The sequence below is a fragment of the Flavobacterium sp. SH_e genome (genome assembly GCF_025717045.1).
Taxonomy (GTDB): domain Bacteria; phylum Bacteroidota; class Bacteroidia; order Flavobacteriales; family Flavobacteriaceae; genus Flavobacterium.
Window position 1 is genome coordinate 134,375 of sequence record NZ_JAOVZN010000001.1, and the last position, 24,619, is coordinate 158,993.

At 33.7% G+C, this 24,619-nt stretch carries 20 protein-coding genes; 16 read left to right on the forward strand and 4 right to left on the reverse strand.

The window, feature by feature from the left end; translation table 11 throughout:
• The first annotated feature begins 261 nt into the window (after positions 1–261).
• The 8 genes from OD917_RS00590 to OD917_RS00625 all read left to right on the forward strand — a co-directional run bounded on the left by OD917_RS00590 (position 262) and on the right by OD917_RS00625 (position 11,416).
• Positions 262–1,329, forward strand: a complete 1,068-nt coding sequence (locus OD917_RS00590) for a sterol desaturase family protein (protein ID WP_263521606.1) — start codon at positions 262–264, stop codon at positions 1,327–1,329.
• 84 nt (positions 1,330–1,413) lie between these two features.
• The gene (locus OD917_RS00595; protein WP_263521607.1) at positions 1,414–2,127 is read left to right on the forward strand and encodes a rhodanese-like domain-containing protein; all 714 of its coding nucleotides are present in this window, start codon (positions 1,414–1,416) and stop codon (positions 2,125–2,127) included.
• A gap of 172 nt (positions 2,128–2,299) precedes the next feature.
• Positions 2,300–3,919 (forward strand): sulfatase-like hydrolase/transferase, encoded by a 1,620-nt coding sequence (locus OD917_RS00600; RefSeq protein WP_263521608.1) that lies wholly within the window; start codon positions 2,300–2,302, stop codon positions 3,917–3,919.
• 215 nt (positions 3,920–4,134) lie between these two features.
• Complete coding sequence (locus OD917_RS00605) at positions 4,135–5,397, forward strand: YeiH family protein (protein WP_263521609.1); 1,263 nt, start codon at positions 4,135–4,137, stop codon at positions 5,395–5,397.
• Between the two features lie 38 nt (positions 5,398–5,435).
• The gene (locus OD917_RS00610) at positions 5,436–7,094 is read left to right on the forward strand and encodes an arylsulfatase (protein ID WP_263521610.1); all 1,659 of its coding nucleotides are present in this window, start codon (positions 5,436–5,438) and stop codon (positions 7,092–7,094) included.
• 527 nt (positions 7,095–7,621) lie between these two features.
• On the forward strand, positions 7,622–8,506 hold the full coding sequence (locus tag OD917_RS00615; RefSeq protein WP_263521612.1) for a serine O-acetyltransferase: 885 nt from the start codon (positions 7,622–7,624) through the stop codon (positions 8,504–8,506).
• 65 nt (positions 8,507–8,571) lie between these two features.
• Entirely contained in the window at positions 8,572–9,492 is a 921-nt protein-coding gene (locus tag OD917_RS00620) for a family 2A encapsulin nanocompartment shell protein (protein WP_111285461.1), read from the forward strand.
• Entirely contained in the window at positions 9,476–11,416 is a 1,941-nt protein-coding gene (locus tag OD917_RS00625) for a family 2A encapsulin nanocompartment cargo protein cysteine desulfurase (RefSeq protein WP_263521613.1), read from the forward strand. Before OD917_RS00620 ends, OD917_RS00625 begins: the two co-directional genes overlap by 17 nt.
• A 138-nt stretch (positions 11,417–11,554) precedes the next feature.
• Here the strand turns inward: OD917_RS00625 and rocD are convergent, their stop codons facing one another.
• Complete coding sequence (gene rocD, locus OD917_RS00630) at positions 11,555–12,808, reverse strand: ornithine--oxo-acid transaminase (RefSeq protein WP_263521614.1); 1,254 nt, start codon at positions 12,806–12,808, stop codon at positions 11,555–11,557.
• A 224-nt stretch (positions 12,809–13,032) separates the two neighbouring features.
• Between rocD and OD917_RS00635 the strand changes: the two genes are divergently transcribed.
• From OD917_RS00635 to OD917_RS00650, 4 genes are all read left to right on the forward strand, one after another.
• The gene (locus tag OD917_RS00635; protein ID WP_263521616.1) at positions 13,033–13,485 is read left to right on the forward strand and encodes an Lrp/AsnC family transcriptional regulator; all 453 of its coding nucleotides are present in this window, start codon (positions 13,033–13,035) and stop codon (positions 13,483–13,485) included.
• Between the two features lie 107 nt (positions 13,486–13,592).
• On the forward strand, positions 13,593–14,366 hold the full coding sequence (locus OD917_RS00640) for a dienelactone hydrolase family protein (RefSeq protein WP_263521617.1): 774 nt from the start codon (positions 13,593–13,595) through the stop codon (positions 14,364–14,366).
• 48 nt (positions 14,367–14,414) lie between these two features.
• Positions 14,415–15,383 carry a DUF3667 domain-containing protein gene (locus OD917_RS00645; RefSeq protein WP_263521619.1) on the forward strand — a complete coding sequence of 323 codons (969 nt, stop codon included), beginning with the start codon at positions 14,415–14,417 and terminating at the stop codon, positions 15,381–15,383.
• An 8-nt stretch (positions 15,384–15,391) separates the two neighbouring features.
• Positions 15,392–16,408: a M28 family peptidase gene (locus tag OD917_RS00650; protein ID WP_263521620.1), complete on the forward strand. Its 1,017-nt coding sequence runs from the start codon at positions 15,392–15,394 to the stop codon at positions 16,406–16,408.
• A 187-nt stretch (positions 16,409–16,595) separates the two neighbouring features.
• Here OD917_RS00650 and rho read toward each other — a convergent pair whose 3' ends face one another.
• The gene (rho, locus tag OD917_RS00655; protein ID WP_263521621.1) at positions 16,596–18,428 is read right to left on the reverse strand and encodes a transcription termination factor Rho; all 1,833 of its coding nucleotides are present in this window, start codon (positions 18,426–18,428) and stop codon (positions 16,596–16,598) included.
• A 181-nt stretch (positions 18,429–18,609) separates the two neighbouring features.
• Here rho and OD917_RS00660 point away from each other — a divergent pair, with 181 nt between their 5' ends.
• The 3 genes from OD917_RS00660 to OD917_RS00670 all read left to right on the forward strand — a co-directional run bounded on the left by OD917_RS00660 (position 18,610) and on the right by OD917_RS00670 (position 20,753).
• Entirely contained in the window at positions 18,610–19,020 is a 411-nt protein-coding gene (locus OD917_RS00660; protein WP_008468670.1) for a DUF4293 domain-containing protein, read from the forward strand.
• A 147-nt stretch (positions 19,021–19,167) separates the two neighbouring features.
• On the forward strand, positions 19,168–19,827 hold the full coding sequence (locus tag OD917_RS00665) for a response regulator (RefSeq protein ID WP_263521623.1): 660 nt from the start codon (positions 19,168–19,170) through the stop codon (positions 19,825–19,827).
• An 11-nt stretch (positions 19,828–19,838) separates the two neighbouring features.
• Positions 19,839–20,753, forward strand: coding sequence for a sensor histidine kinase (locus tag OD917_RS00670; RefSeq protein ID WP_263521624.1), 915 nt, complete (start codon positions 19,839–19,841; stop codon positions 20,751–20,753).
• On the opposite strand, the gene OD917_RS00675 is transcribed toward OD917_RS00670, so the two are convergent.
• Entirely contained in the window at positions 20,754–21,248 is a 495-nt protein-coding gene (locus tag OD917_RS00675) for a metallophosphoesterase family protein (RefSeq protein ID WP_263521626.1), read from the reverse strand.
• Positions 21,249–21,420: 172 nt separating this feature from the next.
• Positions 21,421–23,337 (reverse strand): SPFH domain-containing protein, encoded by a 1,917-nt coding sequence (locus OD917_RS00680; protein WP_263521628.1) that lies wholly within the window; start codon positions 23,335–23,337, stop codon positions 21,421–21,423.
• Between the two features lie 494 nt (positions 23,338–23,831).
• On the opposite strand from OD917_RS00680, the gene truA reads away from it, so the two are divergent.
• The gene (gene truA / locus OD917_RS00685; protein ID WP_263521629.1) at positions 23,832–24,566 is read left to right on the forward strand and encodes a tRNA pseudouridine(38-40) synthase TruA; all 735 of its coding nucleotides are present in this window, start codon (positions 23,832–23,834) and stop codon (positions 24,564–24,566) included.
• Positions 24,567–24,619: the final 53 nt, after the last annotated feature.

Genomic DNA, 24,619 nt, shown 5'->3' on the forward strand with positions numbered 1-24,619 from the left:
AAATCGTATCAAAAAGTGAAGTGGAAAGATATTTTATAACAAAAAACTAAAAATTACAGCAATTTAATTCTACTAAATCCATAGAATTAAAAGATATTTTATTTAGTTTTACATTAACTATTAAAAATCAGAGAGATGAAACGAGTAGATTATGAAATTATAGGGAAAAAGATTGTCGTTGGGATAATCTTGTTTTTAGTTCCGCTGGCAATTTTAGCTGGAGGATTAACCATTATTAATCAATTTTTAAAATAAGAAATCATGGCAATAGTTCAAAAAGAAAAATTAGTAAGAGACTTAACAATAAGCTTCTTTATTTATTCATTGCCGGTACTGGCAATTTACCTTTACTTTAAATTAAGCGGTGGAGCTGTAAGTGAATCTCATCTTACATTGCCTTCATTTTTAGAATTTGCAAAACCAGCTTTTGAAAACATCCGCACTTGGGGATTAACAGTTTTCATGCTTGTTTTGGGAGTTATAGAATTTGCAGCAGGTCTTTATGATGATGAATGGACAGGTGAAGAACGTAAAATTGACATTGTTTGTTTCTTAGCACCAAAATTACTTTTACCGCCAATCATTGCATTTTTCAGTTTAAATGCTTTGCCTTATTTATTACCAAATTCGGCAAACGTTTTATCGTGGGTTCCGTTTTGGGGAGGTTTTTTCCTGATCGCAATTGCTGATGATTTAACGCAATATTGGTACCACAGATTACACCATCAAGTTCCGTTTTTATGGCGTTTTCATAGAACGCACCACTCCGCTCCTTACATGGGAATGGCGATGGCATCTAGACAAAACTTTATTTATACGGTTTTCTTTTCTCAAATTTATTTGACAGCAACTTTAACTTATTTAGGTCTAGGATTACCTGCTTTATTTGTTTTAGTAATTAAAAGTATTATCACTCTAGGTGCTCATTCAAGTATTCCTTGGGACAAACCGTTTTACAAATACAAAGTGTTGCACCCAATTGCATGGGTTTTAGAAAGGTTGATTTCTACTCCAGCAACGCATCACGCGCACCACGCAGACACAAGCGGAGACGGTGTTGGACATTTTAAAGGAAACTTCGGAAATATGTTTTTTATCTGGGATGTTATTTTTGGTACAGGATTAATTACTCGAAAATACCCAAAATCATTTGGTACAAAATCATACAAACAAGAAGAATGGTACGCGCAGTTTCTTTGGCCAATTTTTAAATCTAAAAAAGAAGGAAGTTCTCTTGCCGAAGGCGTATTAGCATTTCCTTTAAAAGCCAAACCTGTAGAAAACACAATACAAACGGAAGAACCAACTCCAGTTCTGGAGCAGGTTTAATTTTAAATCAAAAATAGAAATTAAGCCAACTTACATTTAATCTAACTTAAATTGAATGTAAGCTGGCTTTTTAAATAAAATTATATGAAAAATAAAATACTTAAAAAGACTTTTACAGCTGTATTTCTGCTTTTTACGATTGTAAATTTTTCACAGGGAAATAGTGCAAATGTATTACTGGATGCTTTTTATTCTAAAATTAAAGACCAAAAAAATCCGCAGATAATTGATGCCAGAGGTGCAGATGAATTTGCGTTAAACCATATTGAAGGCGCTCTAAATTTTAACCTGAAATCTGAAGATTACGAAAAACACGTTGCTGCTTTAAATCCTTCAAAACCTGTATTTATTTACTCCATTGCAGCTTACCGAAGCGGGCTTTTATCAACCGATTTAGCCAAAAGAGGATTCTCTGAAGTATATATTCTAGAAGGCGGAATTGCAAGCTGGATTGGCGGTGGAAAACCTTTTTACAGCAATTTAAAAAGTAAATTATCATTGCCTGAATACAAAAAAATATTGGCTAATAATAATTATGTATTAGTAGATATTGGTTCAAAATACTGCGCTACTTGCAAAACAGTAAAACCTATTTTAGAATCGATCAGATCTCAATATGGAGAAAAATTAAAAATCATTGAAATAGAATTAGAAGAAAGTCCGCAGGTAATTGCCGATCTAAAAACAGTAAAAGTCTTCCCTACCCTAATTCTTTATGAAAATGGTAAAATCGTTTTCAAAAAAGATGGATTAGGAGATCTCAAAAATGATGTTGATTTGGCCTTGGCTTCTAAGTGATTAATTATAAATAACGAAAAATCCACTCGATTTGTCATTTCGACGAAGGAAAAATCACACTCGTAATTCGACATGCAAAATCACCAATCTTTGTAGAGTTTCTCATGTGATTTTTCCTTCGTCGAAATGACAAAACTTACCAAAATTTCAATATAAATTAAACTAATCCATAATGGCAACCTATAAAAAAATAACCAAAATTGTTACCCCCATTTTAATTGCGTTTTTCATTCTCGCAGCCTTTTTATTCTGGCCTATTAATACCTATGGAACCTTAATCAAAGAAGATCCTAAATTAGCCGAAGGAAAAAAAGAATTTTTAGCTTCAAAACCTAAAGATTCTATTTCTGGAAAAAAGACCAATATCATTATACTTCTGGCAGATGATTTAGGAAAATATGATATTTCGCTCTACGGCGGAAAATCGACTCCAACTCCACAAATCGATTCGTTAGCGGCTTCAGGCGCAACTTTTACAGACGGCTACGCTTCGGCATCAATTTGTTCACCATCAAGAGCGGGATTAATTACAGGAAGATATCAGGAGCGCTTTGGACATGAATATCAGCCAGGCGATCGCTATCCTAAAAACAATCTAGAATATTATGCTTTTAATTATTTAATTGAAACAGATAATTGGAAATTGAACGACAAAATCGATTATCCAAATGATGCTTCTATAGCAACGCAAGGACTTCCAAAATCGGAAATCACTTTTGCAGATTTGGCAAAAAGACAAGGTTACAGCACAGGAATAATCGGAAAATGGCATTTGGGTCACAACAAAGGTTTTTTCCCTTTAGATCGCGGTTTCGATTACCATTACGGATTTTATCAGGCTTTCTCGCTGTATACTCCAGAAGATGATAATCCAGATATTATTAATCACCATCACAAAGATTTTACCGATAAAACCATTTGGGGAAAAGGTCGAGTTGGAATTGGACAAATTCGTCGAGATACCACAATTATTGATGAAAAAGCTTATTTAACCGAAAAATTTGCTGAAGAAGCAGAGGCATTTATTGATAAAAATAAGAACAAGCCTTTTTTACTTTATATCCCGTTTAATGCGCCTCACACGCCATTTCAGGTTCGCAAAAAATATTACGATCGTTTCCCAAATGTTAAAGACGAAAACAAACGCGTTTATTTTGCTATGATTAGTGCTTTGGATGATGCTATTGGAAGAATTCGCGAAAAAGTTAAAAAAGAAGGATTAGAAGATAATACTTTAATCATTTTTGCAAGTGACAATGGCGGTGCCGATTATACTTTTGCGACAACAAATGCTCCTCTTAAAGGCGGGAAATTTTCTCATTTCGAAGGCGGAATCAATGTTCCTTTTGCACTTTCGTGGAAAGGAAAAATTAAACCTCATACTGTTTACAAAACTCCTGTGAGTACTTTGGATATTTTTACAACAATTGCGGCGGCGATTGGTTCTGATTTGCCAAAAGATAGAATTTATGATGGTGTTGATTTGGTTAAAACATTAAATGAAAATAAAGTTGCTCATAACGATTTGTATTGGCGTTCTGGCGATGCAAAAGCGGTTCGAAGTGGTGACTGGAAATTAATCATTAGCGGAAAAACGCATGAAAAATGGCTTTATAATCTTGCCAAAGACAGATCTGAAACTACAGATCTGGCGTCTAAAAATCCTGAAAAAGTAAAAGAATTAGAAACTGCTTTACAAACTTGGGAAAAAGGCTTAATCAAACCGCTTTGGCCTAATTTAACGTATTATGAATTCGACTTTGGAAAACAAAAGTACTTTGTTGATTTGTAATTATAAAAAACAGATTATAATCCGATTTAACAAATTTAGATATCCTAACAGGTTTTAAAAACCTGTTAGGTATTTATTCATAAAGTATTCCCTAGCATAACAAAAAGTTCTCTTGATCTAAAATCAATTACATACTGGTTGTGATTTTAGCAACCTAAAACCATACCCAAAAGGTTTTAAAAACCTGTTAGGATAAGAACATTAATTAAACAAAAATGCCAACTCAACTCAAACAATTTAATATTCACGAAGATTGGACCGTCGTAATTCTCGGTTTTTTAATCATCGGAATTTCGCTTTTTATATTTCTTCCTGAAGTGCCCGTTTTCAATTGGTCAAACACTTCTGATTTATTAAAAAATATATTTGCTTTCACTAATCTAAAAATCCTTTTCATCCAATTTTTATATCTGATTGCTATCGGAACTTTTGGTATTTTTCTAATTGGAAAATCAATCAAATATTTTCTGTTTACTTTTCCAATTGTTTATCTATTAACATTAATTGCTCTCATTCTGGCTGGAAATTCGGCAATAAAATCCATCAATTTAGAAGCCGTAATTTTTAGTTTGATAATTGGTTTAGGAATTGGAAACTTTTTCAAACTTCCCGACTGGTTTCGATCGGCGCTTTCTACAGAAGTTTTTGTCAAAATCGGATTGGTTTTATTGGGAACCAATGTTATTTTCTCTGACATTTTAAAAGCAGGTTCATTGGGTTTAATTCAGGCTTTAATCGTAGTTTTATCAGTTTGGTATTTTGCCTTCTGGCTTTGCAAGAAATTAAAAGTCGACGATGAATTAACTATGATGATTTCAAGTGCCGTTTCTATCTGTGGCGTTTCGGCTGCGATTGCAACTTCTGGTGCGATTAAAGGCGACTCAAAAAAATTATCTTATGTAATTTCGATCGTTTTGGTGACCGCCATTCCAATGATGATTTTCATGCCCATCATTGCTAAATATTTCAATTTTCCAGAAGAAGTTACAGGAGCTTGGCTTGGAGGAAGCATTGATACTTCTGGCGCTGTGGTTGCTTCTGGAACTTTGGTTGGAGAAACGGCATTAAAAATTAGTACGATTGTAAAATTTTCACAAAATGTATTATTAGGAATTGCTGCTTTTGCCATTTCTGTTTATTGGACATACACGCACAACAAATCTGAAGAAGCTTTAGAATCAAAAACAACACTTAGCGTCATTTGGGAACGTTTTCCAAAATTTGTAATAGGTTTTATAGCAGCTTCGATTGTTTTTTCTTTTTTCATTGCGCCAGAAACTCGCGACTCAGTAAAAGAAAGTTTTAAAAATCTGCAGGGGCTTTGGTTTGCATTAGCTTTTACAAGTATTGGTTTAGAAACCAATTTTAAAGATCTGCTTCAAAACAACAGTAAAAAACCTTTGATCGCTTTTTTAATTGCACAATTATTCAATATCATCATTACCCTTATTATCGCTTTTTTACTTTTCAGTAAATAATTCAAAGTGATTCGAATTAAAAACAAAAATATAATACCATGAATACCAAAATTAAAAACATTCTACTTGCCTTTCTTTTATTTGGAACGGCGAATATTTATGAATCGAATGCACAGACTAATTCATCAAAACCAAATATCATTTTGATTATGGTAGACGATATGGGATATTCCGATTTAGGAAATTACGGCTCCGAAATTAGTACTCCAAATCTAGATCGATTGGCAAAAGAAGGAACGCGCCTTCGCGAATTTTATAATAATTCTATCTGTGCGCCAACAAGAGCCTCTTTATTAACTGGACAATATCAACATAAAGCTGGTGTTGGCTTTTTTGATGTCAATCTCGGATTACCAGCTTATCAAGGTTATTTAAACAAAGAATCTCTGACTTTAGGTGAAGTTTTTCGTTCAGGCGGATACAGCACACTTTTATCAGGAAAATGGCATGTTGGTTCTGAAGATCAGTCGCAGTGGCCTAATCAAAGAGGTTTTGATAAATTTTATGGCATTTTAAAAGGTGCTTCTAATTATTTCGACACCAAACCTTTGCCTTTCGGAAAAACACCTTATCCTGTAAAATTAATTCGCAATAACGAAGAACTGCATCCAAAAGATGATTCTTATTATTTTACAGATGAAATTGGCAATAATGCTGTTACTTTCTTAGATGAACAAAATAAAGAAAACAAACCTTTCTTTTTGTATTTAGCTTTTACAGCTCCACATTGGCCATTACAAGCAAAACCTGTTGATATTGCAAAATATAGAGGCAAATTTGATGAAGGCTGGGATGTTTTAAGAGAAAAACGAATTGAGAAATTAAAAGCTAGTGGTATCTTGCCAGCAAATCAAACTGTTTCGGCAAGAGATCCCGAAGTCCCAGAATGGAGTAAATTGACTTACGATGAGAAACAATTCTGGAAAGCAAAAATGGAAGTTTATGCTGCAATGGTAGATAATATGGATCAGAATGTAGGCAAAGTATTGAATAAGCTAAAAGAACTGAAAAAAGACAAAAACACACTAATTATTTTTATTTCTGATAATGGCGCTCAAGGCGGATTTAACACTTACAATCCGTTAGGGAGAGGTTTAGTTCGAAATGACGGACCTGTGGGTTCTTCTGGCTCTTTTGATTATCAGGAACAAAACTGGGCATATTTATCAAATACTCCTTTGCAGCAATACAAAAACAATATGCACGAAGGCGGTTTCAGCTCGCCGTTTATTGCTTGGTTTCCATCCAAAATTAAAGCGGGAAGAATCGATAAAGGAACTGGACATATTATTGACCTTGCCCCTACTTTTTACGAATTGGCCGGAATTGAATATCCTAAAAATTTGAATGGTGTAAATTCTAATCCGCTTCCTGGTAAAAGTTTGTTGCCTGTTTTATTCGACAATGCTTCAGAAGTAAACCGTGGCACACCTTTATTTTGGGAAAGAGCTGGAAACAGAGCTGTTCGTGAAGGAAAATGGAAACTGGTTTCTATTTATCCATCTTATGAATGGGAACTTTACAATCTTGAAACAGACCGAGGGGAAACTATAAATGTGGCAGCTCAAAATCCTGGAATTGTAAATGAGCTTTCGGCGAAATATTTTGACTGGGCAGATAAAACAGGAGTTGTAGAATACAGTAAATTCAAATTAAAACCTGAAACTATGCCTGGCGGAGCAGCTTTAAAAAAGTAATATAAATTTCCTAAAATTCGAATTTTTAAAGACTGAAAAACAAGTGTCACGCTTATAATCACACTTGTTTTTCGGTCTTTTTCAATTTAAACAAAAAGCTAGTAATCAAACAATTAAAACACATCAAACAAAAAATATCGTTTCTGTTTTAAATAAAAATATCATTTCGTTTGGTTTTTAATATAATAAATATAACTTTGTCTATAGAATTAGTAGAATTTAAATAATTAAAGAACTACATTTTGAAAACAGCAGAAAAAATATCGTCTTACATTTTTCCTAAAAACTATACATATAACACACTTTGTTGTATGTGTTTCTGTTGTTAATTCTTCCAAAAACCTTCGTGTAGCCGATTTTCCATTTCATAAAATCGGATTGCAAAACGAATTTCTTTCATTCAAACATTTTCTTACTGAACATTATAGATTGCTTTGAGGCATTTCTGCGTCAAAATGATATCTCTTGTCAGAAAGATTTTAAGTTGATCTCCATAAGATTTAATTACCAACCAACAACATTCTGACATGAATTTATTTTACCAGAAAATAGCAAAGCAGCATCAAGAATTGGCGATTCTTCCTGAGAAAAAATTAATACATGAGTTTATAGATAATCTGTTTGCCATATTGTTTTCAAATACATCAAAATCATTTGAATTTGAAGAAACAATAAAGTTTAAATTCAATGAACTCGAAAAACAGTTTGATGGATTGGTTTCGAATTTCTCATCCAAAAAAGATCAAAAACAGCAGACAAAAATATTTTTTAACGCAATTCCGCATTTACATCATACAGCATTAAGTGACGCACAAACCATTTTTGCCAAAGATCCTGCTGCAAAATCAATAGAAGAAGTATTGTATTCTTATCCAGGATTTTTTGCTATTTCGATGTACCGATTTTCAAATCAGCTATGGAAACAAAACTTAAGAATATTAGCAAGAACACTTTCAGAATACGCTCATATTAAAACAAGCATTGATATTCATCCTGGAGCTCAAATAGGAAATGACTTTGCAATTGACCACGGAACAGGAGTTGTAATTGGAGAAACTACAATTATTGGCAATAATGTACAAATTTATCATGGTGTTACACTCGGCGCATTAACCGTGAAAAAAGAAGATGCATTTACCAAAAGGCATCCTTCAATTGAGGACAACGTAATAATTTATGCCAATAGCACCATTCTTGGCGGTCAGACAATAGTTGGAAAAGATTCCATTATTGGCGGAAACGTCTGGCTGACGTACAGCATTCCTCCTAATTCTGTTGTTTATAATAAAAACGAAATTAAAATTAAACCTTTATCAAAAAAGCTAAAAGAAATACCTAAAAACACCGCAATTCTAACTCTTAATTATGGAACAACAGAAAGATATTTATCTGTAAACGAGTCATTTGATTAAAATTTATGAATAACTTTAAGGTATCAAAAAAATAAATTATTAAAATCAATTTAAAAACCAAAAAAATGGCAGAAACAAAACCACAACAGACCGCATTAGGCGATGTTGCCGCAAGACAACTCGCAATAGCAACTCGTACCGTTCCTCAAATTGGAACTGTAACCCCAAGATGGCTAACACATCTATTGCATTGGACACCGGTAGAATCGGGTGTTTTTCGTTTAAATAAAGTAAAAAACGCCAACCATATCGAAGTAGATTGTTCTGCTCGTGACGAAAGAGTTTTACCTAACACTTTTGTCGATTATATTGATAATCCAAGAGAATATAATCTTGCTGCCGTACAAACTATTGTTGATGTTCATACTCGTGTTTCTGACTTATATAGCAAACCTTACAATCAAATTTCGGAACAGTTGCGATTGGCTATCGAAACGATTAAAGAACGTCAGGAAAGCGAATTAATTAACAACAAAGATTATGGTTTATTAAGCAATGTTGTGCCTTCACAAATTATAAAAACACGAACAGGTGCTCCAACTCCAGACGATTTAGATGAATTATTGACTAAAGTTTGGAAAGAACCTGGATTCTTTTTACTGCATCCTTTAGCAATTGCTGCTTTTGGACGCGAGTGTACACGTCGCGGCGTTCCTCCTCCTACTACCTCTTTATTTGGATCTCAATTTTTAACTTGGAGAGGAATTCCACTTATTCCTTCAGATAAACTGCCAATTAAAAACGGAAAATCAAAAATCATCTTGCTACGTACAGGCGAAAGCCGTCAAGGTGTAATTGGATTAATTCAGCCGGGATTACAAGGCGAACAATCACCAGGATTATCTGTTCGTTTTATGGGAATTAACGAAAAAGCAATTGCCTCTTATTTAGTTTCACTTTATTGCTCGTTGGCTATTTTAGTTGATGATGCTATAGCAGTTTTAGAAGACGTTGAAATAGGAAAGTATCATGAGTATAAATACTAACATAAACGGTTTACCAAACATTGACGATTTGCAAAATTTAGCAAATGAACTGTTCAGTGCCTTACCCAACGAATTTCCAAAAGAAATTTCGCTGAGTCCAGACAAAAGCGAACATCCTCGTGCAACTAAAATTGCAGAAACGCTGCTGAATGCCGGAAATGGAGAACCTTTATCTTCATTTTCCGAGCAAAGTCCGTTACAGGTATTATCAGTTCCGCAATCTTCTTTTAGTGGTTTTGGAGCATCTCCAACTGTTGCTAATTATGGAAATACAGCTTCATCTTCAGCTTTGTATCCAAATGCTGGTGCAGGATTTTCTCCACAAAATGAAAAGCTTTCATACGAAGTTCCAAAAGAAGAGACACTCAACATTGATGATCCGCATACAGGTTTTCATGATATTAATTTAAACAAGAACAGCGTACCACAGCTTAATGAAGAATCTTTCTTTTCACAATTCTTTTTAAACAATAATTATCTTCCTTTTCAAGGTGGAAATTCTTCTTTTGAAGCAGAACTCAAAGCTGCATTAGAAAGTGTTGATACTCATTTTAAAAAACGAATTGACTTTCCGTCAAGCGGAAGTGATCTTCAAAACTCTTATTATTTTTTAGAACAGAATCCGTTTGCTTTTGATCAAAAAAATAGTAGTCCAATTGTTGGAAACTCTTTTAATCCTAAAGGAATTTACGGCACTTCAGGACCACATTTTAATGCGGATTTAGTGAAAAGAGATTTTCCGATTTTAAGAGAAACTGTAAACGGAAAACCTTTAGTTTGGTTTGATAATGCTGCAACAACTCAAAAGCCTCAATCGGTAATTGACAGAATTGCTTATTTCTACGAACATGAAAATTCGAACATTCACCGTGCCGCACATGAATTGGCTGCAAGAGCATCAGATGCTTACGAAGCGGCCCGCGAAAAAGTAAAAGCATTTTTGAATGCCAAATCGGTAAACGAAATTGTTTTTGTTCGAGGAGCTACTGAAGGAATCAATCTCGTTGCACAAAGCTGGGGAGAAAATAATTTAGTTGCTGGCGATGAAATCATTGTGAGTAATCTCGAGCATCATGCGAATATTGTGCCTTGGAAACGTCTGGCAGATCGAAAAGGTTTAAAACTTCGTGTTATTCCTGTTGATGACGACGGTCAAATTTTGTTAGATGAATATGCAAAACTGCTAAATCCAAAAACACGTTTGGTTGCTTTTACACAAGTTTCAAATGCTCTTGGAACAATTACACCTGCTAAAAAAATAGTAGAACTAGCACACTCAGCCGGAGCCAAAGTTTTGATTGATGGCGCACAATCTGTTTCGCATATGAAAGTAGATGTTCAGCATTTAAATCCAGACTGGCTTGTTTTTTCTGGGCATAAACTTTTTGGACCTACAGGAATTGGCGCTTTATACGGTAAAGAAGATTTACTGAATGAAATGGAGCCTTATCAATCTGGCGGAAATATGATTCAGGATGTGACTTTTGAAGAAATAAAATACCACAAAGCTCCGAATCGCTTCGAAGCTGGAACGGGAAACATTGCAGACGCTATCGGACTTGGAGCAGCAATTGATTATGTAACCAAACTAGGAATCGAAGCTATTGGACAATATGAGCATTATCTATTAGAATATGCTACAAGTCTTTTAAAGGAAATTCCGGGCGTTCGTTTGATTGGGACTGCAAAAGATAAAGCCAGCGTTTTATCGTTTACCTTACAAGGTTATACTAACGATCAAGTTGGGCAAGCTTTAAATAAAGAAGGCATTGCAGTACGAACAGGCCATCATTGCGCGCAACCCATTTTACGAAGAATGGGAGTTGAAACAACAGTTCGTCCCTCTTTAGCTTTTTACAACACTACGCAAGACGTTGATACTTTTATCAAAACATTGTGGGAATTGAAAAAAGTTAGATTCTAAAATAAAATGAGTCAATGCTTAGAAAAACATTGACTCAAAGAAATAGTTACTTTTTTTGATATTTTAAGTAATTATAACCAGAAGGCGGTTGTGTTTATACAATCGCCTTTTTATATGATTAAAGTTACGCAGAAATAATTAATTTTTAAACTCATTCAGCGATTTCTCGATAATCTCAAGACATTCCTGAATTTGCTCTTCTGTCATTACTAAAGGCGGTGCCAATCTGATTTTATTTCCGTGAGTTGGTTTTGCCAATAATCCGTTGTCTCTAAATTTCAAGCAGATTTCCCAAGCTAAATCAGACTCTTCATCTGTATTGATTACAATTGCGTTCAATAAACCTTTTCCGCGAACTAAAGTAATTAGAGAATTTTTAGCCGCAATTTCATTTAATCCTTTTCTTAAAATTACTCCCAGACGTTCTGCGTTTTCAGCCAGTTTTTCGTCTTTAATAACCTCAAGAGCTGCAATCGCAACAGCTGCCGCAACAGGATTTCCGCCAAAAGTAGATCCGTGTTGTCCTGGTTTAATTACGTTCATGATCTCATCATTACATAAAACCGCAGAAACTGGATAAACGCCACCCGAAATTGCTTTTCCTAAAATCAGAACATCTGGCTGTACATTTTCGTGATGAACGGCTAATAATTTTCCTGTACGTGCAATTCCTGTTTGAACCTCATCGGCAATAAAAAGTACATTATGCTTTTCACAAAGTGCTTTAGCTTTCGCTAAATAACCTTCAGACGGAACATATACTCCCGCTTCACCTTGAATTGGTTCAACCAAAAATCCAGCGATATTTTTCGATGAATTTAAAGCATTTTCTAAAGCCTCTAAATTGTCGTATTCAATTTTGATAAAACCATCTGTAAAAGGTCCGAAGTTTTTGCGCGCCGTTTCATCATTTGAAAATGAGATAATTGTAGTGGTTCTTCCATGAAAATTATTTTCGCAAACAATAATCTGTGCCTGATTTTCTGGAATTCCTTTTACTTCATAAGCCCATTTTCTAGAAATTTTTAAAGCAGTTTCTACAGCTTCAGCACCAGTATTCATTGGAAGAACTTTATCAAAACCAAAATATTTAGTTACGTATTCTTCGTAGTTTCCTAATTTATCATTGTAAAAAGCGCGAGAAGTCAAAGTCAGTTTTTGAGCCTGTTCTACCATTGCATTTACAATTTTCGGGTGACAGTGCCCTTGATTTACTGCAGAATAAGCAGATAAAAAATCGTAATATTTCTTTCCATCAACATCCCAAACATATACTCCTTCTCCTCGTTCTAAAACAACAGGAAGCGGATGATAATTATGAGCTCCATATTTATTCTCTTTTTCAATCAAAACTTCTGATTTTGACGAAAGTGTTTTTTCTGTACTTATCATAATATGCTTTTTATTTCCACAAAAATATTAAAATTAAACAAATAACAATTTAAAAAATAAAGTTTTGACTTAAAAATAACAAAATAAAAGTCAAAATTTATATTTTAAATCTTTAAAAAAGGTATTTTTATTTTTTTGAGAATTTTAAATTCATGTCTGTTTTTTAAAAAAAAGAAGTACTTTTATGAATCGCAAAAAACTGAATTTTAAACGATTTTTACTGAATGGAATTATTAGACGAATTTGATATTAGCATCCTTAAAGAATTAGAAAAAGATGGAAGAATGGCTTTTTCTGCAATTGCCACTAATCTGAAAATATCAAATACGATGGTGCATCAGCGTATTAACAGAATGATTGAACAAGGTGTAATTGGCGGAATAAAACCTATTATTCAAGAAAAGAATATTGGTTATGATTGGGCTTCTTTTACCGGAATTACATTAAACAAAGATTCTGATTCTGACCGTATTATTGAAGCGCTTAAAGAAATTCCTGAAATTACAGAATGTTATTATGTAACGGGTTCTTTTACGCTTTACATCAAAATAATAGCTAAAAACCACGAACATATGCGCCGTATTCTTTATGAAAAAATTGATGGAATACCAGGAATTGCAAAGACCGATTCGATTGTAGAATTAGGCTGCGCTTTTAAAAGAAACATATCTTTATAAAAAATATATTTTACGTATAAATATTCGTTACAAACCTCACAACAATTTACTTGTGAGGTTTTTTTGTAACATAATATTTCTGATATTTGTTAAAAATTGAAGAAATCATGAAAAACTCCATAATCATTTTATTCAGTGCAATCTTATTTTCTAACCTTATGAGCGCGCAATTAAAACCTGTAAAATACACTGAAGGAAGCCAGCAACTAAATGGCTTATTTATAAAATCTGCTAAAAAAAGCAGCAACAATCCTGGAATCTTACTTTTACCTGCATGGCTAGGAATTGACAATGCATCAAAAGGAATTGCAGAAGAATTATCTAAACTTGGCTATAACGTGTTTATTGCTGATATCTATGGCGAAGGAAATTATCCGAAAAATACTGGAGAAGCTGGAAAACAAGCCGGTTTTTATAAAACAAATTATGAAGCTTACCAAAAACGCATTGACGCTGCTTTGAAAGAATTAGTAAAGGCAGGAGGTAATGCGGATAACATTGTCGCTATCGGATATTGTTTTGGAGGAACTGGAGTTTTGGAAGCGGCACGCGGACATTTGAATGTAAAAGGTGTAGCTTCATTTCATGGTGGTTTAGGAAAAGATGCCAGCAGAAAAACAGAAACGATCAATACAAAAGTTCTAATCTGTCATGGTGCTGATGATCCGTTTGTGCCAAAAGATGAAATTGCATCATTTCAACAAGAAATGCGTGATTCTAAAGCCGATTGGCAAATGATTTATTATGCAAATTCTGTTCACTCTTTTACAAATCCTGAAGCAGGAAACGATAATTCTAAAGGTGCTGCATATAATCCTGTTGCTGCAAAAAGATCTTTTGACCATTTACAGCTTTTCTTAAATGAAGTTCTGAAGAAATAATACCACATAACTCAACCCTACCAAAAACAAATTAATTAAACCAGCTCAATGTCACATAATAAAATTAGAGAGGATAAAACTTGTTTAAACTGCAGACATGTTGTAGAACAAAAATTCTGTCCAAATTGCGGACAGGAAAACAGCGACAGCCGAAAGACTTTTCATCATTTATTTATTCATTTCTTTGAAGATTTAACACATTATGAAAATGCGTTTTGGAAAACAATAAAAAATCTGCTGTTCAAACCTTCAACGCTTACAAAAGAATATCTTTCAGGAAAACGTTTGTCTTATCTTGCGCCAGTTCGTTTATATATTTTCATCAGTTTTATTACTTTTTTATTGATTGCAATGTTTCCAAACAATATAAACGAACAAATTGATAAAAGTGAAGAAGCGCTGAACAAAGAAATTTCTAAAGCTACAGATAGCATAAGTAAAAAGGAAGACAAAAGATACTTTCATTTTAAAACGATAAAAGAACTTGATTCGATTCAAAAATATGGAAAAGAAAGTGAGAAGTTAAATGCTTCTTCTTATTGGATTTCTGAAAAAGCAATACACGTAACGGAAAAATACACCAAAAAAGAGATTTACGAAAAATTCGTTGAATCGTTTTTTCACAATCTCCCTAAAATTCTCTTTATAATCATGCCGTTTTTTGCTTTTTTCTTATGGATTTTTCATAATAAAAAAAGATGGTATTATTTTGATCACGGAATTTTCACACTCCACTATTTCTCTTTCCTCTTACTGATTTTCCTCATTATGTTTATCATTGAAAGGGTTATAGGGCTTTTTGGAGAAGATAGCCCACTATCTTTTATATCATCAATTACAACGTTTGTTGGAACAATTTGGATGTGTTATTATTTTTATCCTGCACACCACCGTTTCTATGGCGAGTCAAGAATAGTTTCTTTTATAAAAAGTTTTTTACTGTTTATAATTAACTCTCTTTTTATTCTATTTTTACTGACCTTTTACGTTCTTTACACATTTATTAATTTACACTAACTATAGGAATGAAAAAATTACTCCTTTTATTATTAGTTGTCTCTGCGTATTCTTGTAAAACTGCGCAATCAACTGCATCCAAAGACAATTCTGATCCGTCAAAATATGTTAAAGCTATCAGCGAAAAAGATCTTAAGAAAATGCTTTACACTGTTGCTTCTGACGAAATGGAAGGCCGCGAAACAGGTTCAGCAGGACAAAAAAAAGCAGGTCTTTACATGATTGAGCAATACAAAAAAAACGGAATTTCTTTTCCAAAAGGAGCTTCAGACTTCTACCAGCCAGTTCCAGCTGCATTTATGAATGCAAGACGCAATCAAAACCTTCCAGATTCTGAAAACATCTGGGCTTATATTGAAGGTTCAGAAAAACCAAATGAAATATTAGTAATTTCTGCTCATTACGATCACGTTGGAATTAAAGATGGTGAAGTTTACAACGGTGCTGATGATGATGGTTCTGGAACTGTAGCAGTTATAGAAATGGCTAAAGCTTTTGCTAAAGCTAAAAAAGAGGGACACGGACCAAAACGTTCTATTTTGTTTCTTCACGTAACTGGTGAAGAGCATGGCTTACACGGATCACGATATTATTCTGAAAATCCATTATTCCCAATTGCGAATACAATTGCTGATATCAACATCGACATGATCGGACGTCGCGATGTTGAGCATTCAAACACAAACAACTACGTTTATGTAATTGGTGCTGACAGATTATCTTCTGATTTACACAACGCGGTTGTAGCTCAAAACGAAAAATACATCAAAATGGATTTAGATTTTAAATTTAATGATCCAAAAGATCCAAACCATTTCTACGAGCGTTCTGACCACTATAACTTCGCAAAAAACGGTATTCCAGCTGTTTTCTTCTTCAACGGTGTTCATGAAGATTACCACGGAAAAGGCGACGAACCTCAAAAAATTGAATATGACGCTTTAACTAAAAGAACAAAATTGGCTTTTGTTGTAGCATGGGATTTAGCAAATAGAGAGAATAGACCGGTAGTTGATAAAAAATAATTCTTTTTAAGATGCTAAGGTTCTGAGATGCTAAGACACTAAGGTTCTAAGGTTTTAAGGTTTCTTTTAAAACGGCATAAAAAAAGGATGAGTAAAACTCATCCTTTTTTGTTATATCTTGATTTACTAATTTACTCAAAGCTAAAAACCTTAGAATCTTAGCATCTCAGAACCTTAGCAACTTTTATTAGTCATTCATCGAAATCAAAAACTCCTCATTATTCTTCGTTTTCTTGAAACGATCGTTTACGAAATCCATTGATTCTACTGGGTTCATATCTGATAGATATTTACGCATGATCCACATTCTTTGTAATGTTTTTTCATCTAATAACAAGTCATCACGACGTGTACTAGATGAAGTAAGATCGATTGCTGGGAAAATACGTTTATTAGCTATCTTACGATCTAATTGTAATTCCATATTACCTGTTCCTTTAAATTCTTCGAAGATAACTTCGTCCATTTTAGAACCAGTTTCTGTTAATGCCGTTGCGATAATACTTAAAGAACCACCATTTTCTACATTTCTAGCCGCTCCGAAGAAACGTTTTGGCTTTTGTAATGCATTTGCATCAACACCTCCACTTAATACTTTTCCAGATGCTGGCTGAACTGTGTTATAAGCTCTTGCTAAACGCGTAATAGAGTCTAATAAAATCACAACATCATGACCGCATTCTACTAAACGTTTTGCTTTTTCCAGTACAATATTAGCGATTTTTACGTGTTCTTGCGGTTCTCTATCAAAAGTAGAAGCGATAACTTCACCACGAACACTTCTTTGCATATCTGTAACCTCCTCAGGACGTTCGTCAATAAGAAGAACAATCAAATAAACTTCTGGATGGTTAGCAGCAATTGCATTTGCAATATCTTTAAGAAGCATTGTTTTACCAGTTTTAGGCTGTGCAACGATCATACCACGCTGACCTTTACCTATTGGTGAAAACAAATCTATAATTCTTGTTGAAATAGAACTGCCTTTTTCGGCTAGTTTGAATTTTTCTGAAGGAAAAACTGGTGTCAAGTGTTCGAAAGAAACTCTGTCGCGAACAACTTGCGGATCATGTCCATTGATTTTTAATACTCGAACCAAAGGAAAAAACTTCTCTCCTTCTTTTGGAGGACGAACCACTCCTTTTACAGTATCTCCGGTTTTTAAACCAAATAATCTAATTTGTGAAGTTGATAAATAAATATCATCTGGAGAAGCTAAATAATTATAATCTGATGAACGTAAAAATCCATAACCATCTGGCATCATTTCTAAAACACCTTCACTTTCAATAATTCCGTCAAATTCAAAATCTGAATCTCTAAAGTTATTGTTATTCTTTTTATTCTTGTGATTAGGGTTTTGGTTGTTGTGATTTCCGTTTCCATTGCCATTCCCGTTTTGATTTTGGTTCTGATTCGGGTTTTGGTTTTGATTTTTATTCTGATTCGGATTGATCTTTTTTGCAGGAGCAGATTGTGGAGTTTTTTCAGCTGTTTCGGCTGTTACTTCAGAAACAATTGATTCTGACGGAGTTGACTCTATAGCTTCTTCAGCAGTAATTTCTTTTACAGCTTCTTTTTCCTTTTTAAGAGCTACTTTCTTCTCGTATGCCGATTTATTAAATTTTACAACTTTAGGCTCTTTTTTTGCTGCTGGTCCATTGTTTTCCTGTGCTTCTACAGTCGCCACTTCTGCAATTGGCTGTGCTGTTTCAGCAGTATCGTTTTTCTGAACAGTTTCCTCTACTTTATCAAATTCTAAAACGGGTGTATTTTTGGTATTTGCTGCTTTTGTTTTTGCCGGTGCAATTCTAGCGCGTTTCGGTTTTTCATCTTTAACTTCAGAAACTGCTTCTGTTTGAGGAGCTTCAGCAGGCGCAAGAGTACTTTCTTGATGTGCTAAAATCTGACTAATTAAAGTCTCTTTTTTGACACCATTAATCTTTATTGTTTTAGCTAACTTAGCTATTTCTTGAAGCTCAGCAAGCTTCATTTCTTTTAATGCAGAAATATCAAACATGAATGTTCTATGAATTTAATTATTTTAAGGAATACTGTAAAAAGAATAGGTAGATAATTAATTTGAATTGACCGCAGTATGAAGTGCTTACGGTATTATGATGCAATAATACGAATAAAATTTTATCATACAATAGTATTTTAAAAAAAGAAAATATATTTTTGTAAAACATTTTTAGACCATGATACAAAGAATTCAGACTGTATATTTATTTCTAGCTTTTGCTGCAACTGGCATTTTAATGCTTTTTGTTCCGCTTTGGACAACTAGTGCAGGAAAGCCGTTCTTTTTTATGCAGGATCAGCTTTATACTGTTTTATTAGGCTTAACAACTATGCTTAGTATTATCAGTATAATTTCATTTAAAAAAAGACAAAATCAGTTTGTGTTAAACAGACTGAACATAATATTAAATTTAATTTTATTAGGATTATTTGTATATCGCTCACTAAATTTATCTGGAGGGACTGAGGTCTCTGAGAAAGGTATTGGGATGTTCATGCCAATTGTTGCTATCGTGTTATTAGTTTTAGCTAATAAGGCCATCAAAAAGGACGAAGATCTTGTAAAATCTGTTGATCGTTTGAGGTAAACCTATAAACTTAGTTTATTTGTGCGAAGAAGAACCCGAATTTTGATTCGGGTTTTTTTTTGCCCTATTATAGCATAAATCAGACCTAAAGAGCCTAATAAAATTTGATTTGCGTGATAAATTTGTATTTTTCAAATTCAAATAATCATGATACCAAAAATAAGGATTCATCTTGCAGATGATCATCAGGTTTTAATTGATGGCCTCTCCAACTTATTAAAAACAGTTCCAAATTTTGAAGTCGTAGGCTGCTCACTTGATGGCACCAATGTATATAACGATGTTTTAATGGATAATGCTGATGTTTTAATTCTTGACATTAGTATGCCTAAAAAAGATGGAATTGAGACTTTAAAAGAATTCAATACAAATCAATCTTCTTGCAAAGTCATTATTTTATCTAGTTACGATGATTTGAAGATTATTAAAGAAGTTATGAAATTGGGCGCAAAAGGCTACTTGACAAAAAACTGCGCAGGAGAAAATATTATCGAAGCTGTTGAAGCCGTTCATCAAGGACAGGAGTATTTTAGTGATGCGGTGCGAGAAAAAATATTTAACACCTTTAAAGACAATCCGAAATTAAACCAAAATGCTGTTATAGAAAATCCGATTTTAAGCCCGCGCGAAATTGAAATCATAACTTTAATTGCTTTAGAATACAGCGGAAAAGAAATCAGTGAAAAACTTTTTATTAGTTCGCATACTGTTGAAACCCATCGTAAAAACATTATGAAAAAACTAAATATTAAAAGTACTATTGGTTTGGTAAAATACTCCCTTAAAAACAATTTGATTAATTCCTAAAAATTGCTTTTATGTTTGGTTTTAAATTCTTCACCTCTCTGCTGTTACTTTTTGCCATTGAAGGAACTGTCATTACTAACTCAAAAAACAACATAAATGCTAAAGCGCTTCAAACACAAATTGATAGTAAAACGGCACTTAATCAAGTAAGTAAATCAGATCAGTTACGAAATAAAAAAATCGTCAGTTTATCTATTATACTTGTCGTAATCATTTTTCTTTTATTTTACTTTTTGTACCAAAACAATAAACTAAAACAGAAAATAAAACGAAAAGATACCAAGCAGAAAATTCTTCTCAATATTATTAATTCCAGTATAGATTCTCAAGAAGTCGAACGTAAAAAAATTGCCTCTTTCCTGCACGACAATATCAATTCACTGCTGTCATCTGCTGGATTACATCTAAATACTTTTACAGCACAGCATGACATCAAATCCAACGAGATCCAGAAGGCAAAAAGCATTTTATCAGAAGTTCACGAGCTCTTACGAGATATGTCTCACGATCTTGTTCCGTCACTTTTGGTTCGTTTTGGATTGATTTATGCCTTAGAAGATTTATGCGAGAAAAACTCTAATTCTGCGATTGAATTTGAATTTTCAAGTTCGATTCCAGCAAATAGAAGATATGTTGAAAAATTTGAAATGAAAATCTATTTCATTGTCAGTGAATTATTCAGCAATATCATAAAACACAGTAATTCTAAAAAAGCAAAACTCGCTGTCTCTGAAAAAAACAACCAACTGATTTTGCAAATTCAAGATGACGGAATTGGCTTTAAAACCAGAAAACTAAAAGACGTAGAAGGTTTTGGTTTAAATCGAATTCGAGCCCAAATAAAAAAATACAAAGGATCTTTATCTATTGTTTCAAAAGAAAATGAGGGAACTAAAATAAAAATTCAGATTCCTTTGCCACATTAATTACTTCGCTCCTATTTCGACGATTTCCAAATCTTTGATTTTGTCATTATCAATTACAAATCGAAGCATAGTTCTTACTTTATGAAAACCACTTTTTCCTGCCGCGCCGGGATTCATGTGCAGTAAATTATTCTTTTTATCAAACATGACTTTCAAAATGTGAGAATGTCCACAAATAAATAATTTTGGCGGATTCAGAGCCAATTCTTCTCTAACATTTTGATTGTACTTTCCAGGATAACCTCCAATATGCGTAATCCAAACCGATACATTTTCACATGAAAAACGGTTGTTTAACGGAAATTCTAATCTTGCTTTTGCATCATCGATATTTCCGTAAACCGCTCTTAAAGGCTTTAGTTTTTTAATGGTATCGGTAACCGTCAAATCTCCAATATCTCCCGCATGCCAAACTTCATCTGCCTGAGCAACGTATTTTAAAATTGTATCATCAATATGGCTGTGAGTATCTGAGAGAAGGAGAATTTTAGTCAATTTTTTTGAGGTTCAAAGGTTCATAGCAGCAAAGGTACAAAGGTTTTTTTAAAAGACGCTAAGATTCTGAGTTGCTAAGATTCTGAGTTTTTCTAGCTAAATGATATATTTCCTCAAACAAAAAAATCCGATCTACTTTCGCAAATCGGATTTCTATTATAGTATAAAATGATTATTGTTTTTTAGGATTTTTAGTTTCTTTTAAATCTTTGGTATCCATCATTTCCATTAATTTCAATCCTAACAAACCACTGATTGAACCGTCAGAACCGCCGTTTCCTGAAATTAATACATCTGGAATTACTTTGATATTTCCTTTACCAATTTCTTCTGTTACTTTATAACGGGTAAAGTTATCTCCGCCCATCGCACTAACTTGTAATTGATAAGCTTCAGCGGTCGATTTACCAATTGCCATAATTTTCTCTGCTTCAGCCAAACCTGTTTTTGAGATTTTTTCAGCTTCTGCGCTCGCATTCAGTCTTGTTGCTTCAGCCTGTGCTCCTGCTCTAGCTTTTGTCGCTTCTGCTTCAGCATTTGCACGCATTTTTGTTGCTTCTGCTTCGGCATTTACATTCAATTTCAAACTTGTCGCATCTCCTTCAGCTTTCTTTACTGTTGCATCTGCGGTTCTTTGTGCGATTTCAACACTTTGAGAAGCGCGAACAATTTCTTTCTGCATATCTGCAATTGCGGTCTCTTTTTCCATCCCCTGACGCTGTTCTTGAGCCATTCTTTGCGTTTGATACGTTTTTTGCTCTTCTTCCGCCAATTTTCTGTCTGTCAAGGTTTTCATTAGCGAATCTGGTGGCACAATATCTCCAATCAAAGTATCAACTGCATTTACGTTATACTCATCAAGAACTAATTTAATATGATTTTTAGCCGATTCTTGACGTTCTTTCCTTGTTGTTAAGAACGAAATCACATCGCTGTCCTGAGCTGAGTTTCTGAAATAGTTACCAATTGTCGGCTCTAAAACTTGAGAAACCAAATTATTCATGCTTCCAAAACGAGCAATTACTTTTGGCGCTTCGGCAGCTGGAACGTGAATGATTTGCGCCACATCTAAATTAAATGGGAAACCGTCTTTTGAACGCACTGTTATTGTAGATAAATTTTTATCCAAATCATGCGATTCGCTTCTTGCATTAGCCCAGTTTAAAACCAAATTTGTCGTCGGAACAGGTTCTAACTTAGTTGTATATTTATTTAAAGCATATTTTCCAGGTCCAAAAGGCTCCATCCAAACACCTCGCTGTCCTTTTGAAACAATATTTCCGTGTTTGAAAGTATCACCTGTAACATCCTGACCATCTTCTCCAATATACGAAATCACAACTCCAACATAACCAATTGGCACATCTGTCATTGGATTTTGTTCGATTAAGATTCCCCACGTATTAATATAATAAGAACCTGCCAGCATAACTTGTGGCTGTAAACCACGATTTCCGCCGTGCTCTAAAAACTTATCGAAGTCCTGAAAATTATTATGATCATCAACAAATTTTCCTGCTATCTGACCTTGCGGAATCGGTTCTCCATCAAGCGCAGTTACGATGCCAATCATATTTTCATAAATCTTGATTTGATCTGCAATAACAATTTCAAACAAGAACGTATTAATACGATATGATCCCGTCGTAATAAATGCAGTCTGACGACCTTTTTGCCCACCATTGTTTAAGAAAGAGGTAGCATCTTGAAAATTGTCACATTCTACTTTTCTTGCTAAGATTCGTCCAGTTGGAATTTCTTTTCCGTCTTTACTTAAAACCAACCCAATTTTACCTTCAGGAATAATTGTAAATCCAGTCATATCGATTGAATATTGCCAAATCCACATTCCCCAATATAAACCTGGAGCAAGCGTTTGTGCTTGAAAACCAGCTTCGCCTTTTGTCGCTATAATACGCCCATCAGGCAATGACCTGTCTGTGCCAAACAGAACGAATTTTTTGGTAACTAAACCAATTTTATCCTCAGGAACCATGACCATTCCGAAGAAAACGCGTAAAATAAATTTGTAAAAAAGAATGGCAAATACAATTAAAATTATCCACCAATAAGAAGTAATTTCATTCATAGTTTTTGTTTTTAGTGATACAAACATAGGAGAAATATGAAATGTTAAAATGAAAAATTTAAAAAATTAACATTTTGAATTTTCTGACTAAAAATGTTAAAAATTTATTTTAATTAAATCGTTGGAATTGTCAATTTCTGACACGATTTTTAGTTGAACAAACTATGATTTGCATTTTGGGTTTTAAAGGGTTTTAACAAAGTTTCTGAGATTCTGAGATACAAAAGGACTAAGTTTTTGTTTTTAGATTTTATTGAAATAGACATTTATTGATTTTAAAATATACCTATATATTATGTACAATTTTTCCGTTCTGGCGTTAGACGCATTGCAGTGCGTCTCTACAGATATACAGAACAAAAAAAACTTTGCAACTCTGAACCTTTGTAACTTTGCTCCTAAAAAGAAAAAACTTAGAACCTTAGCATCTCAGAACCTTAGCATCTTCAAAAAAACCTTTGTACCTTTGCCCCTCAGAACCTCTGTCCCTTAAAATGAGATATTTTATTCAATTCGCTTATAACGGAACACATTATCATGGCTGGCAAATACAGCCAAATGCTTCTTCAGTTCAAGAAACTTTAAATAAAGCTTTTTCGGTTTTATTAAATGAAACCATTAGCATTATGGGTGCTGGGCGAACAGATACTGGTGTTCATGCAAGCGAAATGTACGGTCATTTTGACACAGAAAAGAGCTTAGATATTCCAGTTTTAGTTCATAAACTGAATTCTTATTTACCAAAAGACATCGCGATTTTTGAGATCATTTTAGTTCATGATGATGCGCATTGTAGATTTGATGCAACAAAACGAACTTACGAATATCATATCAATACAGTAAAAAATCCGTTTTTACAGGAATTGAGCTGGTATGTTACGCAAAAATTGGATGTGAATTTAATGAATGAAGCCGCGCAATTATTATTGAAACATACCGATTTTCAATGTTTTTCAAAAGTTAATACCGACGTAAACACATTTGATTGCACGATTTTTGAAGCATATTGGAAACAAGAAAACGGAAAACTGATTTTTACCATTTCGGCAAATCGTTTTTTAAGGAATATGGTTCGCGCAATTGTAGGTACTTTGATAAATATTGGTTTAAAGAAAATTTCTTTAATTGATTTTGAAAACATCATTGCCAGCAAAAGCAGAGAAAAAGCAGGATTTTCGGTTCCTGCACATGGTTTATATTTAACCAAAATAGATTACGATTATTTATAGCTATAAGCGATAAGCTGTAGGCTTTAAGCCTATTGCCTAGAGCCTAAAGCTTA

Excerpts from the sequence above, each read along its gene's own strand:
- OD917_RS00590 (WP_263521606.1), top strand. The coding sequence starts at position 262 with ATGGCAATAGTTCAAAAAGAAAAATTAGTAAGAGACTTAACAATAAGC.
- OD917_RS00595 (WP_263521607.1), top strand. The coding sequence starts at position 1,414 with ATGAAAAATAAAATACTTAAAAAGACTTTTACAGCTGTATTTCTGCTT.
- OD917_RS00600 (WP_263521608.1), top strand. The coding sequence starts at position 2,300 with ATGGCAACCTATAAAAAAATAACCAAAATTGTTACCCCCATTTTAATT.
- OD917_RS00605 (WP_263521609.1), top strand. The coding sequence starts at position 4,135 with ATGCCAACTCAACTCAAACAATTTAATATTCACGAAGATTGGACCGTC.
- OD917_RS00610 (WP_263521610.1), top strand. The coding sequence starts at position 5,436 with ATGAATACCAAAATTAAAAACATTCTACTTGCCTTTCTTTTATTTGGA.
- OD917_RS00615 (WP_263521612.1), top strand. The coding sequence starts at position 7,622 with ATGAATTTATTTTACCAGAAAATAGCAAAGCAGCATCAAGAATTGGCG.
- OD917_RS00620 (WP_111285461.1), top strand. The coding sequence starts at position 8,572 with ATGGCAGAAACAAAACCACAACAGACCGCATTAGGCGATGTTGCCGCA.
- OD917_RS00625 (WP_263521613.1), top strand. The coding sequence starts at position 9,476 with ATGAGTATAAATACTAACATAAACGGTTTACCAAACATTGACGATTTG.
- rocD (WP_263521614.1), bottom strand. The coding sequence starts at position 12,808 with ATGATAAGTACAGAAAAAACACTTTCGTCAAAATCAGAAGTTTTGATT.
- OD917_RS00635 (WP_263521616.1), top strand. The coding sequence starts at position 13,033 with ATGGAATTATTAGACGAATTTGATATTAGCATCCTTAAAGAATTAGAA.
- OD917_RS00640 (WP_263521617.1), top strand. The coding sequence starts at position 13,593 with ATGAAAAACTCCATAATCATTTTATTCAGTGCAATCTTATTTTCTAAC.
- OD917_RS00645 (WP_263521619.1), top strand. The coding sequence starts at position 14,415 with ATGTCACATAATAAAATTAGAGAGGATAAAACTTGTTTAAACTGCAGA.
- OD917_RS00650 (WP_263521620.1), top strand. The coding sequence starts at position 15,392 with ATGAAAAAATTACTCCTTTTATTATTAGTTGTCTCTGCGTATTCTTGT.
- rho (WP_263521621.1), bottom strand. The coding sequence starts at position 18,428 with ATGTTTGATATTTCTGCATTAAAAGAAATGAAGCTTGCTGAGCTTCAA.
- OD917_RS00660 (WP_008468670.1), top strand. The coding sequence starts at position 18,610 with ATGATACAAAGAATTCAGACTGTATATTTATTTCTAGCTTTTGCTGCA.
- OD917_RS00665 (WP_263521623.1), top strand. The coding sequence starts at position 19,168 with ATGATACCAAAAATAAGGATTCATCTTGCAGATGATCATCAGGTTTTA.
- OD917_RS00670 (WP_263521624.1), top strand. The coding sequence starts at position 19,839 with ATGTTTGGTTTTAAATTCTTCACCTCTCTGCTGTTACTTTTTGCCATT.
- OD917_RS00680 (WP_263521628.1), bottom strand. The coding sequence starts at position 23,337 with ATGAATGAAATTACTTCTTATTGGTGGATAATTTTAATTGTATTTGCC.
- truA (WP_263521629.1), top strand. The coding sequence starts at position 23,832 with ATGAGATATTTTATTCAATTCGCTTATAACGGAACACATTATCATGGC.